The sequence below is a fragment of the Sphingomonas bacterium genome, assembly GCF_903643065.1.
Taxonomy (GTDB): Bacteria; Pseudomonadota; Alphaproteobacteria; order Sphingomonadales; family Sphingomonadaceae; genus Sphingomonas.
Genome location: NZ_CAHJWX010000020.1, coordinates 1 through 13,754, shown reverse-complemented (window position 1 = coordinate 13,754; position 13,754 = coordinate 1). Strand labels below are relative to the sequence as shown.

Genomic DNA, 13,754 nt, shown 5'->3' with positions numbered 1-13,754 from the left:
CCCCGCCGAGCCGGCGCGCTCGCCCAGCCCCTGCAGGTCCGCGCCCGAGCAGAAGGCGCGGCCCGCGCCGGTCAGCAGCACCGCGCGCGCGCCATCGATCCGGTCGAGCGCGTCGGACAGCTCGTCCGCGAGTTCGACGCTGGCGGCGTTGAGCCGATCGGGCCGGTCGAGGGTGAGCACGAGCACGTCGTCGCGGCGTTCGGCTTGGATCGTGGCGGTGGTCACGGTTCCTCCCTGTTCTGGCGAGGGCTGTAGATTTCGAGGATGCGGACGACATCCTCATCGACGCGGTAGCGGATGACATACTGGATGTCGGGCAAAGACAGGTCGCATGTCGTCCGGACGACCCGTCTCCCCATGAACGGCACTGTGCCGATCAGCGCAGCCGCCGACCTCAATCTTGCCTCGACCCGTTCGGCGTAAAACGTGCTCCGCTCGGCCAGGAAGAGCCAGTGCCGCAGGAGATCATGCTCAGCCCGTTCGCTCCAGACGACGTTCAAAGCCGCGCTGGGCGTACCACTCCCGTTTGCGCTCATCCATCCACGCGCAATGTTCCGCATGAGTCCGTACCCGCCCGGCGGCGATATCGGCTTCCGCCTCGGCCAGGGCGGTAACCCGTTCGGGATCGGCCCAGGCCCGCGCGATCGCCGCTTCCTCCTCCGGCGACCAGATCTGCTCCCCATTCTCGTTGAGCGGGCCGATGTGGAAGTCGGGGGTGAGGAGGTGAGCGGGCTTGTTCATGCGGCCGGCTTACTCCTTTTCGCACGTCGGGGCGACTCAGTGCGCGGGCGGTTCCATCATCTCGACGAGCACGCCGCCCATGTCGCGGGGGTGGACGAAGACGATCGGCGTCCCGTGCGCGCCGATGCGCGGCTCGCCCAGCAACGTGGCGCCCTTCGCGCGCAGGGCGGCGACGGCGGCGGCGAGGTCGGGCACCTCGAAGCAGAGGTGATGCTGCCCGCCGGCGGGGTTCTTGCGCAGGAAGCCGGCGATCGGCGAGGCGTCGTCGAGCGGCTGGATCAGCTCGACCTGCGTGTTGGGCGCGTCGACGAAGCAAACGCGCACGCCCTGCGCGGGCAGATCGAACGACGCGCCGATCGCGGTGGCGCCGAGCAGGGTGCGGTATGTCTCGACCGAACGCTCGATCGACGGCGTCGCGATGCCGATGTGGTTGAGGCGGCCTAGCGTCATCCCTCGATCCGGCGCTGACGGCCGGCCATGGCTACCCCGTCGATGACGCCTTCCAACCGACTGATCCGATCACGCAGGTCAGCGTGCGCGTTGCTCAGCGCCGCCACATCACGCGACAAGGCGGCCATATCGTCGCGGATGGCCTTGATTGTCTCCTGGTAGAGAACAAAAGACTTGAACGCGCCCCAGGTTCGCTCGGCGACCGCCATCAGGCCGCGAGGTCCCGCCGGTGGTCTGGCCCGGCCAGAGCCTTGGCGATCGCCGCCCGGGCTTCGGCGATGCTCGCGCGAATGGCGTCCAGATCTTCCTGGATCAGCGGCATCGCCCGCTCGACTTCGTCAAGGACAAGCGCGCGCGCTTCCTCTTCGTCGGCACTCTCCTGCGCGATGTAGCTGCTCGTCGCCTCGCGCACGACATGTCCGACGGACATACCGCTGTCGCGGGCAAACGCGTCGAGCGCCGCCTTGTGGTCCGGCGTGGTGAGGAACGTCACCCGTTCGGTCTGCATCTTCGCCGCTCCTTCACATCAGCTTATAATGCGCAGGCCGGCCCTTCACAACGGGATATTGTCATGCTTCTTCCACGGGTTCTCCAGCGTCTTGCCCCGCAGCTTGCGTAGCCCGAGGGCGATGCGGCGGCGCGTCGAGTGGGGCTGGATGACCTCGTCGATGAAGCCCTTGCTCGCCGCCACGAACGGGTTGGCGAAGCGCGCCTCATACTCCGCCGTCCGCTCGGCGATCTCGTCGGGCGTCCGGCCACGAAAGATGATCTCCACCGCCCCCTTCGCGCCCATCACCGCGATCTCGGCGGTCGGCCAGGCGTAGTTGAGATCGCCGCGCAGATGCTTGGACGCCATCACGTCATAGGCGCCGCCATAGGCCTTGCGCGTGATCACGGTGATCTTGGGCACGGTCGCCTCCGCATAGGCGAAGAGCAGCTTGGCGCCGTGCTTGATGATGCCGTTATGCTCCTGCGCCGTCCCCGGCAGAAAGCCCGGCACGTCGACGAAGGTGACGACGGGAACGCCGAAGGCATCGCAGAAGCGCACGAAGCGAGCGGCCTTTTTGGACGAGTTGATGTCGAGCACGCCCGCCAGCACGGTCGGCTGGTTGGCGACGATGCCGATTGTGCGGCCCTCGATCCGGCCGAAGCCGGTGACGATGTTGGCGGCGTGCGCGGGCTGGACCTCGAAGAAATCGCCCTCGTCCACCACCTTGGCGATCAGCTCGTGCATGTCGTAGGGCTGGTTGGCGGACGCCGGGATCAGCGTGTCGAGCGACTCGTCGACGCGGTCCCACGGATCGCTGGTCGGCCGCTCGGGCACGCCCTGCCGGTTCGACAGCGGCAGGAAATCGATGAAGTCGCGCGCCGCGAGCAGCGCCTCGACATCGTTCTCGAACGCCACGTCGGCGACGCTGGTCTTGGTGGTGTGCGTCACCGCGCCGCCCAGCGCCTCCTGCGTCACCACCTCGTTGGTGACGGTCTTCACCACGTCGGGCCCGGTGACGAACATGTAGGACGAGTCCTTCACCATGAAGATGAAGTCCGTCATCGCCGGCGAATATACCGCGCCGCCCGCACATGGGCCCATGATCAGGCTGAGCTGCGGCACCACGCCCGACGCCAGCACGTTGCGCTGGAACACCTCGGCATAGCCACCGAGCGACGCGACGCCCTCCTGGATGCGCGCGCCGCCCGAATCGTTGAGGCCGATCACGGGGGCGCCGACCTTGAGCGCCATGTCCATGATCTTGCAGATCTTCTGCGCGTGCCGCTCCGACAGCGAACCGCCGAACACGGTGAAATCCTGCGAGAAGACGAACACCAGCCGGCCGTTGATCGTGCCCGAGCCGGTGACGACGCCGTCGCCCGGCACCGTCTGCTCCGCCATGCCGAAATCGACCGCGTTGTGCTCGACGAACATGTCGAGCTCCTCGAACGAGTCGTGGTCGAGCAGCACGTCCAGCCGCTCGCGCGCGGTGAGCTTGCCCTTGGCGTGTTGCGCGTCGACGCGCTTCTGCCCGCCTCCGGCTCTGGCGGCGGTGCGGCGGCGGGCGAGTTCGGCGATGGTGGAGGACATCCCCGCCTCATTCCGCCAATCGCCGGCCGGCGCAAGCCTCGCGCGCGTTGTCCGCTACCCCAGCGCCGCGCGCAGCCGATCGCGGTCGAGCACGCCTTCCCAGCGCGCGACCACGATCGTCGCCACCGCGTTGCCGACGAAGTTGGTGAGGCTGCGGCATTCGGACATGAACCGATCGACGCCGAGGATCAGCGCCATGCCCGCGACCGGCACCGTCGGCACGATCGACAGCGTCGCCGCCAGCGTGATGAACCCCGCGCCGGTCACGCCGGCCGCGCCCTTTGACGACAGCATCGCGACGCCGAGCAGCGCGGCCTCCTGCCCCCAGCCCAATGTCGTCCCCGTCGCCTGTGCGATGAACAGCACGGCCAGCGTCAGATAGATGTTGGTGCCGTCCAGGTTGAACGAATAGCCCAACGGCACGACCAGCCCGACCACCGACCGGGCGCAGCCCGCCGCCTCCAGCTTCTCGATCAGCCGCGGCAACGCCGCCTCCGACGACGACGTGCCGAGCACCAGCAGCAGCTCGGTCGACAGATAGCGCAGCAGCTTGAGGATGGAAAAGCCGCACAGCCCGGCGATGCCGCCCAGCACGATCAGCACGAAGAGCGCCGCCGTGCCATAGAAGCACGCGACCAGCGCGCCGAGATGCGCGAGCGCGGCCAGCCCGAACCTGCCCACGGTGAACGCGATCGCCCCGAACGCGCCGATCGGGGCGAGCCGCATCAGCATCGCGACGATGCGGAACACGACCAGAGAGAGGCGTTCGAGCAGGTCCAGCACCGGCCGCGCCGGCTCGCCGGTCAGGCTGAGCGACACGCCGGTGAGTATCGCGACAAGCAGGACGGGCAGGATCGAGGGACCGGTGAACGCGCCGACGAGCGTGTCGGGGATGCTCGCGAGCAGGAAGTCGACGATGCCGGTCTCGCCCGCCTGTTTCGCATAGGTCGCGACCGCGCCGGCGTCGAGCGTGCGCGGATCGACGCCCATGCCGGCGCCGGGCCGGACAAGGTCGCCGACGATCAGGCCGATCACCAGCGCCAGCGTCGAGACCGCGACGAAATAGCCCAGCGCCTTGGCCGCGACCCGCCCCAGCGCCTTGAGCTCGGCGACGCCGGCGATGCCGGTCGACAGCGTCAGGAAGATCACGGGCGCGATGATCATCCGCACCAGCTTGACGAAGGCATCCCCCAGCGGCTTGAGCGCCGCCCCGGTGGCGGGCGCCAGCGCGCCGACCAGCGCGCCCAGCGCGATGGCGAGGAGGACCTGGAGGTAGAGATGGGAAGCAGGGTGGGGGCGCGGCGCGGCCTCGACGGTCACCTAGCGCTCTCCCATGAAAAAGGCGGGGCCGTAGCCCCGCCCTTATTTGGTGCAGTCAAGCTGCTTGTTAACAGCTGGACGCGATCTCTGAGAACGTCATCCTACCCCACGCGAACGTGATGTCAATAAGCTGCAACTAGGTCACTTGCCGTCAGTGAAGCCGAAAGTACCTGAGCCGCTCGGCGGCTTGGACTCACGCCGAGCTAATGCTACGTCATGCCCTGATGCGAGGCAGCATCCGAAGTCGGAGGCGAGGTTTGGACAATCGCCTCCGACTTCGAGCATTTCTGCACTGCCTTCGCCCATGCCGCTTTAGCCAATGCGTTGCAAGCCAAATTAATCAGTGTTATCCCATAGGTCACTGCCGTTAGTGATGGAATGCAGAAAATGGCTCTTCGGCTTGGACTTGATGTTGGAACGAACAGCATTGGATGGGCGCTGGTGGAAGTCAATGAAAGGTCGGCATTCGATGAAGCCACCATCACGAGAGGCAAAATTGTTGACATCGGCGCGCGCATTTTCAGCAACGGTCGCGATCCGAAATCCGGTGCCTCCCTCGCGGTCGATCGTCGCGCGGCGCGAGCGACGCGGCGTCGACGGGACCGCTATCTTGGCCGACGCTCAGCCTTTCTGCAGGCTTTAGTCGATCACGACCTAATGCCCGCCGACGCCGATGAGCGCAAGCTGATCGCCGAAGGCAGAATTGCCCGGTTCCGGAATGGCGGTGGTAAATACCACCCCGCGCTGCCCTACGAACTTCGCGCTCGCGCGCTTACGGAACGGCTCGATCCGTATGAGATTGGCCGTGCGCTGTTCCACCTCAACCAGCGGCGCGGCTTCCTGTCCAATCGCAAGGCGGAGCGCCGAACTAAGGAGAACGAGCAGGGTAAGATCAAGCAAGGTGAATATGCGCTCGATCGCGCCATGGCCGAAGCTGACGCAGAAACACTGGGCGTCTTTCTCCACGGGCGTCAGACGGCGACTGACGAACATGGTCGTCCGGACCCAAAGTCCACCCGCGTTCGGCTGGACAGTGACAGTCAGACCTATGATTTCTACCCGCAACGTCGCCATGTCGAGCACGAGTTCAACCGCATCTGGGAAGAACAGGTCGGATATCATCCAGCGCTGCTGACCGACACGGCCTGTGCCGCGCTGCACCGCATCCTGTTCTTTCAACGCCCGCTCAAGGAAGCGGAGGTTGGTGTTTGCACCTTCGTCAACAGCGAGCGTCGCCTGCCAAAGGCACACCCGCTGTTCCAGGAGAGACGGCTTTACGAGGAGATCAACCAGCTGGAGATCACGACACCGGGCGAGGCCTCGCGCAAACTGACGCTGGAGCAACGCGATGACCTGATCCGCGAGTTGCGCGGAGCAAGAGAACGAAGCTTTACCGCGCTGGGCAAGAGATTGAAGCTGCAACCCGGCGAAAGCTTCAACAAGGCAACGGATACCCGCCTCAAACTGGCCGGCAACGAAATATATGCCGCGCTGGCGCACAAGACCAGGTTTGGCGAGACCGCTTGGGCGAACAAGTCCGCTGAGCAACAATGGCAGATCGTCGAGCGATTGTTGGAGGAGGAAGATCCAGACCGACTACACGCGTTCCTGACGCAGGACTGCGAGTTGAATGAAAGTTCTGCACGGGAGACGGCGAAGGTGCATCCGCCGGAAGGTCACGGCCGCCTGGGCGAGACCGCGACCCGGCTCATCCTCGCCGAGTTGAAGAAGGACGTCGTCACCTACGACAAGGCGGTGCTCGCCGCGTTTCCGGGTGGCCATCATAGCGATTTCCGCACGGGCGAGGTGCTGGAGAAGCTTCCTTACTATGGCGAATTGCTGAGCCAGGACATACCGCCGGGCACTCAGCTCGCATCCGACCCTCCGGAGAAGCGCTGGGGCAAGATCACCAACCCCACCGTCCACATCGGGCTGCGCCAGCTGGAGAAGCTCGTCAACGCGATCATGGCGGTGCACGGTCGGCCGGATCAGATCGTCGTCGAACTCGCCCGCGACCTGAAGCTCAACGACAAGGACAAAGAGGATCACAATAAGCGCATCCGCAAGGACACCGCCGACGCGCAGCGCCGCTCGCGCCTGCTGCGAGGCGTTGACGCATCCGAAGAGCGCACGGGCGAACCGGTGGCGCCCGATACCGGCGCGAATCGCGCGTTGCTCAAGCTTTGGGAGGAGCTGAACTCCGCCAACGTCGCCGACCGGCGCTGCCCCTATTGCGCCGAGCCGATCGGCATGCGCCAGCTGTTCACCGGCGAGGCGGACATCGATCACGTCATCCCCTACTCGCGTTCGCTCGATGACAGCGCCTCCAACAAGGTCGTCGCTCATCGAAGCTGCAATCGGGTCAAGGGCAACAGGACGCCGTTCGAAAAGTGGGGCAGCGACGCGGATCGCTGGGATCGGATCACCACGCAGGTCGCCCGCCTTCACAAGTCGAAGCAGTGGCGCTTCGGCCCCGACGCGATGGCGCGCGTGGAGAAGGACGGCGGTTTCCTGGCGCGCCAGTTGACCGATACGCAGTATTTGTCCCGGCTCGCGGGCAAGTATTTGCGCAGCCTCTACCCCGAGGCGGATGGGGGCGGCGTCTACGTCATCCCTGGCCGCATGACCGCGATGCTGCGGCGGCTCTGGGGGCTGAACAGCCTTCTGCCAGATCATAATTATGTTGAGAACAAGCACAGCGACGCGCCCAAGAACCGGCTGGATCACCGCCATCACGCGATCGACGCAGCGGTCACGGCGGCGACGACGCGCGGACTGCTACAGCGCATCGCGCGCACCGCCGGACTGGCGGAGGACCGCGACCTGGACCGCCTGTTCGACGATCTGGAGCAGCCCTGGCCTGGCTTTCGCGAGGAACTGCGGGAGCAGCTCCTCCGCACGACGGTAAGTTTCAAGGCCGATCACGGGCGCCAACATGCGCCGTCACGTCACCACGACTCCACCGCCGGGCGCCTCCACAACGATACGGCCTACGGCCTGACGGGAAAGACCGCGTCGGACGGTCGAACCCCTATCGTCGTGCATCGTGTACCGCTTCTTGGCCTCAAGCCGGGAGATATCTCCGATCCGGAGCGGATCGTTGACGCCGCCCTCCGCGAAGAACTGGAGAAGGCGACCCATGGTCGCGGCGGCAAGGACTTCGAGGTCGGGTTGAAACAGTTGCACCGCGACGGTGGCATTAGGAAGGACAAGACCGGCAAGCCCCTTTTCAAGGGACTGCGGCACGTCCGGATTGAGGAGCCGCTCAATATCATCCCAATCCGCGACGACGCAGGACGCGCCTACAAGGCCTACAAGGGCGATGCGAACGCCCGATTTGAGCTGTGGCGTCTGCCCTCGGGCAAGCTCGTGACCAAGGTGGTGACCATGTTTGACGCGCATCGACCAGGTAACGAGGACCAGCGACCTCATCCTGCCGCGAAGCTAATGCTAAACCTACGCCAGAACGATCTGCTCGCGGTGGAACGGGACGGCGCCGCTCGTGAAATCCTGCGGGTGGCGGGCTTTAACGTGCAGGGTCGCTTGACGCTCGCGGCGCCGAACGAAGCCGGCAATCTCAAGGAGCGTGATGCAACGAAGCGCGAAAGTGATCCGTTCAAATACGTCTACTTGTCCGGCGGCAGCATCTTGAAGGCGAAGGCCCGTCAGGTACGAATGGACCCGTTAGGGAGGATATTCGACCCCGGCCCGCGCTGACTACTCATCCAAAGTCCCCTAACCTCCTGGCACAGGAGGGCCGCCGTGGAACGCATCGTCGACATCGCCACCGATGGCCGGCACCTGTCCGCGCATCGCGGGCACCTGATCGTGAGCGAGGGGCATGAGGAGGTTGGGCGCGTGCCGCTCGACGATGTCGGCGCGGTGATCGTCCATGCGCACGGCGTCACTTGGACGACCAACCTGGTCGTGGCGCTGGCCGAGCGCGGCGCGATCCTGCTGTTGTGCGGCGCACACCATTCGCCCGTCGCGATCTGCCTGCCGATCGCGGGGCACCACGCGCAGAACGGCCGCATGCGCGCGCAATGGGAGGCGCGGCGGCCGCTCGCCAAGCAGCTGTGGCGCGCGCTGGTGATCGCCAAGATCGGCTGGCAGGGCGCGGTGATCGCCGCCGCCGGCGGATCGGCGGCGCCCTACGCCTTTATGGCGCGCCGGGTCGGCTCGGGCGATCCGGAGAACGTCGAGGCGCAGGCGGCGCGGCGTTACTGGGGCGAGCTGATGGGCGCGGGCTTTCGCCGCGATCGCGACGCGGGCGGGGCCAACGGCCTGCTCAACTACGGCTATGCGGTGATGCGCGCGACCTGCGCGCGCGCGGTGGTCGCGGCGGGGCTGCACCCGTCCGTCGGCGTCCACCATGCCAATCGCGGCAACCCGCTGGCGCTCGCCGACGACCTGATCGAGCCGTTCCGGCCGCTGGTCGACTGGCTGACGATGCGGTTGCTGGGCGCGGGGGTGGTCGAGGTGACGCCGGCGGCCAAGCGCGCCTATGCCGGCCTGATCGCACTCGATCTGCCCGGCGAGGACGGTACCACGACGGTGTGGCAGGCGGCGACCCGCGCGGCGGCGACGCTCGCGCGCGCCTTTCAGTCGGGCCAGGCAAGCGACCTGATGCTGCCCCGCCCGCCGGCGGCGCTCGATCTCGCCGCGCTCCCCGTGCCCGTGCCCGCGTGAGCGCGACCCAGCTCAGCGGCTATCGACTGATGTGGATCTTCGTCATGTTCGACCTGCCCGTCGGCACCAAGGCGGAGATGCGCGCGGCGACCAAGTTCCGCGAGTACCTGCTCGACGAGGGCTTCGAGAAATCGCAATTCTCGATCTATGCCCGATTTTGTAACGGCAAGGAGCAGTTCGAGGCCTATCTGCGGCGGATCGAGGCGCACCTGCCGGACAAGGGCGACATCCACATCCTCAGCTTCACGGACAAGCAATATGAGAACATCGTCCGATTCGCGGGCCAACGTCGCCGCCGTCCCCGCCGAAATCCGGACCAGCTGGCGCTGTTCTGAATGATTCGCGACCGTTTCGAGGGGCGGTTTGGGCCTGCTAACTCGTTCGAAAAGAACGAGTTAGCAGGCCCTCCGTCATAACCGCTCAGAGATCGCGGCCCAACAGCAACCAAGCTGGTGCGGCCTGCCGGGGCCGGAGCGTCATAACCGCTCAGAGATCGCGGCCCAACAGCAACGTCGGCCGACGGCGCGCAGGCATGAAGCAGGTCATAACCGCTCAGAGATCGCGGCCCAACAGCAACGCGGCACGCCTGCAACAGCCGTTCCTCTTTGTCATAACCGCTCAGAGATCGCGGCCCAACAGCAACCAGCGCCGCGCGCGACTGGCGCAGGCTGTCGTCATAACCGCTCAGAGATCGCGGCCCAACAGCAACCCAGCTCGGCAGCGCCGCCAGCTCGTGCGGGTCATAACCGCTCAGAGATCGCGGCCCAACAGCAACCTGGAGCCGTGGTGGGCGCGCAACGGCGCCGTCATAACCGCTCAGAGATCGCGGCCCAACAGCAACGCGACGACATGCCGGGCGTCAGGCGATAGTGTCATAACCGCTCAGAGATCGCGGCCCAACAGCAACACAGACTTTCAGCGCGCGCTCATGGAGCCGGTCATAACCGCTCAGAGATCGCGGCCCAACAGCAACACCTGCTCCAGCCCATCGATGTCAAGATCGGTCATAACCGCTCAGAGATCGCGGCCCAACAGCAACCGGGGTGAGCTGGACCTGATCTGGGAGGAGTCATAACCGCTCAGAGATCGCGGCCCAACAGCAACCGTGTGAAGCGATGGTGGTCGGCCGATCTAGTCATAACCGCTCAGAGATCGCGGCCCAACAGCAACGAGCACTTAATGGTCCCCGCCTTCGCCTCGTCATAACCGCTCAGAGATCGCGGCCCAACAGCAACTTTTCGGGTCGCGCACGTGTACCAACACGTGTCATAACCGCTCAGAGATCGCGGCCCAACAGCAACAGGCCGCTCACGCGAGGTCTCGCAGCGACAGTCATAACCGCTCAGAGATCGCGGCCCAACAGCAACCCGGCCGCCGGCGCCTCGTGGCGCGCGCGCGTCATAACCGCTCAGAGATCGCGGCCCAACAGCAACAGACCGAGACGCTGCGCGAGGAGACGCGCGGTCATAACCGCTCAGAGATCGCGGCCCAACAGCAACTCCACCATAATCGCGGTGTCAGTACGGATTGTCATAACCGCTCAGAGATCGCGGCCCAACAGCAACTGGGCGGCTGATCGGCTTGCCTATTATCGCGTCATAACCGCTCAGAGATCGCGGCCCAACAGCAACCATGCGACGTTGCGCGGCTGGTCGGCGTCGGTCATAACCGCTCAGAGATCGCGGCCCAACAGCAACCAACGGGAGGGCTGAACGGTGGCGCTGTATGTCATAACCGCTCAGAGATCGCGGCCCAACAGCAACTCGCCGGTCAGCCCAGCCGCGTTGCCGCTGGTCATAACCGCTCAGAGATCGCGGTCCAACAGCAACTCATTGGATGGCGCGGAAGAACGGTCGATTTGTCATAACCGCTCAGAGATCGCGGCCCAACAGCAACTCGCCGGTCAGCCCAGCCGCGTTGCCGCTGGTCATAACCGCTCAGAGATCGCGGTCCAACAGCAACTGGCCGTCCTGGTGCGGCTGGGCGCGCGGTTGTCATAACCGCTCAGAGATCGCGGTCCAACAGCAACTCGATTGAGCGGGACGGTTCGATCCGTAATGTCATAACCGCTCAGAGATCGCGGTCCAACAGCAACTCCCCGGACCCGGTTGCGCCCTCGGCCTCGGTCATAACCGCTCAGAGATCGCGGTCCAACAGCAACATGGTCAATGCAGTAAACGTCAGCGGCGGCGTCATAACCGCTCAGAGATCGCGGTCCAACAGCAACTGGTGGACGATCCTCCGGCAATCGGACGCGGTCATAACCGCTCAGAGATCGCGGTCCAACAGCAACATGGCACCGACCCGGTCGCGATGATTGGCCAGTCATAAATGCTTAGAGATCACAGTTTGTTGCAACTACACCTTCTGGTAGACGAAGTACTACAGGATCAGGCAATCAACCAGAACAATAACGAGCGGCATCTGTCGTGCCATGCCCCCTATCCATCTTGGTTTTGTCGCCGCGCGTCAGGTCAAGCCGGCTGCGGTACTCGCGCTGCCTGTCCCGTAGCGGTTTAACTGGCGATAGTACCCCGCGCAGTATATTGCCCGCTTTCTATAGGAGGCGATACCGCGCGCATGCGCCCGCCGCGGCTCGCGCCTCGGCACGACGATCCGTTCGGCGGCTGGGCGGATGGTGTCGAGCACCACGCGCGGGCTGGTGGTTTCGCCCGCGCCGTTGCCGCCCGGTAATCCGGATACCCCGCCCTGCCGGACGGCAAAGCCGAACTCGTCCAGCGCCGTGACCTGGCCGAAACGCTTGCCTTCAATGCGAGCGGGACATCCCCGATGCCATGCTCCTTATGTTTGGGCGCGTGCTGCTGCGGGCGGGAGCGGGGGCAACGCCTTCATCCTTCCGGAACGGGAAGCTGTGCCCGCGCAACAGTGACGGAAGGGAGCCCCGGTCTAGACACCGCGCCGCCGGCTCCCTCCACCATCGCCTGCGGCGGCGGTCCCCGCCCCGCCCCAGGGAGGATTGAAGCCACTCTCCCCTCCGCGTAAGCGCGATGCCGGGCGGAGGATCGCATGAATCGAATGACTTGGTGGCTGGGCGCTTCGGCTTCGCTGTTCGCGGCCGCCGCCATGGCGCAGGTGCCGCAGAAGCGGCCGGGCGTGTGGGCGCAGAGCTATAGCGGCCGCAAGGCGGACCCGGCGATCCGCTTCGGCACGCTGCCCAACGGGATGCGCTATGCCGTCATGCATAACGCGACGCCGCCGGGACAGATGTCGCTGCGGCTCTATATCGGCTCGGGCTCGATCGCGGAGGAGGACGACCAGCAGGGCCTGGCGCATTTCCTGGAACATATGGCGTTTCGCGGCAGCACCCACGTGCCCGACGGCGAGATGATGCGTGTGCTCCAGCGCCACGGCCTCGCCTTTGGCGCGGACACCAATGCCTCGACCGGGCAGACCGCGACGACCTATCAGTTCGATTTCCCGCGCTCCGATGCGGACAGCATCGACACGGGCCTTGGCTTCTTCCGCGAGATCGCGAGCGAGCTGACGCTGTCGCAGACGAGCATGGACTCCGAGCGGGGCGTGATCCTGTCGGAGGAGCGGTTGCGCGACAGCCCGGGCTATCACGCGGTCAAGGCGCAGCTCGGCTTCGACCTGGAGGGCCAGCGCGCGCCGACGCGCTGGCCGATCGGGCTGGTGGACGTGATCAAGACCGCCCAGGCGCCGCGCCTGCGTGCCTATTACGAGGCGCATTACCGCCCGGACAACGCGGTGGTGGTCGCGATCGGCGATTTCGACGCGGATCAGATGGAGGCGCGGATCAGGACGCGCTTCGCCGACTGGCGGCCCAAGACCCCCGCCGGCCCGCCGATCGACTATGGCGCGGTCAAGGCCCGCACCGAGCAGGTCCGTGCCTTTGCCGAGGCCGGCGCGCCTGAGCGCACGCTGGTGACGTGGGCGCGAGCCTATGACGCGCGCGCCGACACCGACACGCGAGAGCGCGAGGACTTCGTCCGGCTGGTGGCGATCACCATGCTCAACCAGCGCTATACCGATCTGTCGCGCCGGCCCGACCCGCCCTTTCTGGGCGCATCGTTCGGGCAGGGCAACGTGCTGAAATCCGCCAACCTCACCAATCTGGGCCTCAATGCCGCACCGGAAAAGCGGCTGGCGGCGCTCAAGGTCGTGGTGGACGAGCAGCGCCGGGCGATGCGGTTCGGCTTCACCCGCGCCGAGCTGGATCGCGCGCTGACCACGCTGCTCGCCGAGTTCGCGAGCGCGGCGGCGGGCAACGACACGCGCAAGACCACCGACATCGTCGACAACCTGCTCGACAATATCGACGAGGACGAGGTCGCCACCAGCCCGGTGCAGGACGAGGCGCAGGTGCGCGCCTGGGCCAGGACGGTGACGCCCGACGAGGCGCAGGCCGCGCTCGGGCGCGCGTTTGCGGGCTCGGGCCCGCTCGTGTTCGTGGCGGCGCAACAGGCGCCGGCGGGTGGCGAGGCGGCGGTGA

At 66.0% G+C, this 13,754-nt stretch carries 12 protein-coding genes and 1 CRISPR repeat array; of the genes, 4 read left to right on the top strand and 8 right to left on the bottom strand.

Annotated elements, in window-relative coordinates; translation table 11 throughout:
- The 8 genes from HUU95_RS01690 to dctA form a co-directional block, all read right to left on the bottom strand.
- Positions 1-225: enoyl-CoA hydratase-related protein (locus tag HUU95_RS01690; protein WP_174278502.1), on the bottom strand; the 225-nt coding region annotated here is incomplete at its 3' end.
- Positions 222-500 (bottom strand): type II toxin-antitoxin system RelE/ParE family toxin, encoded by a 279-nt coding sequence (locus tag HUU95_RS01685; protein ID WP_174278501.1) that lies wholly within the window; start codon positions 498-500, stop codon positions 222-224. The genes HUU95_RS01690 and HUU95_RS01685, both read right to left, overlap by 4 nt.
- On the bottom strand, positions 472-741 hold the full coding sequence (locus HUU95_RS01680) for a hypothetical protein (protein ID WP_174278500.1): 270 nt from the start codon (positions 739-741) through the stop codon (positions 472-474). Before HUU95_RS01680 ends, HUU95_RS01685 begins: the two co-directional genes overlap by 29 nt.
- Before the next feature lie 36 nt (positions 742-777).
- Entirely contained in the window at positions 778-1,191 is a 414-nt protein-coding gene (gene mce / locus HUU95_RS01675) for a methylmalonyl-CoA epimerase (RefSeq protein ID WP_174278499.1), read from the bottom strand.
- Positions 1,188-1,400, bottom strand: a complete 213-nt coding sequence (locus HUU95_RS01670) for a hypothetical protein (RefSeq protein ID WP_174278498.1) — start codon at positions 1,398-1,400, stop codon at positions 1,188-1,190. The genes mce and HUU95_RS01670 overlap by 4 nt, the downstream gene beginning before the upstream one ends.
- A complete protein-coding gene (locus HUU95_RS01665; protein WP_174278497.1) occupies positions 1,400-1,699 on the bottom strand; it encodes a hypothetical protein in 300 nt (99 codons plus the stop codon). The genes HUU95_RS01670 and HUU95_RS01665 overlap by 1 nt, the downstream gene beginning before the upstream one ends.
- Positions 1,700-1,744: 45 nt before the next feature.
- Complete coding sequence (locus tag HUU95_RS01660) at positions 1,745-3,271, bottom strand: acyl-CoA carboxylase subunit beta (protein ID WP_174278496.1); 1,527 nt, start codon at positions 3,269-3,271, stop codon at positions 1,745-1,747.
- A 54-nt stretch (positions 3,272-3,325) separates the two neighbouring features.
- Positions 3,326-4,591, bottom strand: a complete 1,266-nt coding sequence (gene dctA / locus HUU95_RS01655; protein WP_174278495.1) for a C4-dicarboxylate transporter DctA — start codon at positions 4,589-4,591, stop codon at positions 3,326-3,328.
- Between the two features lie 387 nt (positions 4,592-4,978).
- Between dctA and cas9 the strand changes: the two genes are divergently transcribed.
- From cas9 to HUU95_RS01635, 4 genes are all read left to right on the top strand, one after another.
- Entirely contained in the window at positions 4,979-8,308 is a 3,330-nt protein-coding gene (gene cas9 / locus HUU95_RS01650; RefSeq protein ID WP_254602558.1) for a type II CRISPR RNA-guided endonuclease Cas9, read from the top strand.
- A gap of 45 nt (positions 8,309-8,353) precedes the next feature.
- Positions 8,354-9,280: a type II CRISPR-associated endonuclease Cas1 gene (gene cas1, locus HUU95_RS01645; RefSeq protein WP_174278493.1), complete on the top strand. Its 927-nt coding sequence runs from the start codon at positions 8,354-8,356 to the stop codon at positions 9,278-9,280.
- The gene (cas2, locus tag HUU95_RS01640; protein WP_217429721.1) at positions 9,277-9,615 is read left to right on the top strand and encodes a CRISPR-associated endonuclease Cas2; all 339 of its coding nucleotides are present in this window, start codon (positions 9,277-9,279) and stop codon (positions 9,613-9,615) included. Before cas1 ends, cas2 begins: the two co-directional genes overlap by 4 nt.
- Positions 9,616-9,689: 74 nt before the next feature.
- A CRISPR array of direct repeats spans positions 9,690-11,573; the repeat unit is 36 nt; unit sequence GTCATAACCGCTCAGAGATCGCGGCCCAACAGCAAC.
- A gap of 734 nt (positions 11,574-12,307) precedes the next feature.
- The coding region (locus tag HUU95_RS01635; protein ID WP_174278492.1) for a M16 family metallopeptidase at positions 12,308-13,754 on the top strand (1,447 nt) is incomplete at its 3' end.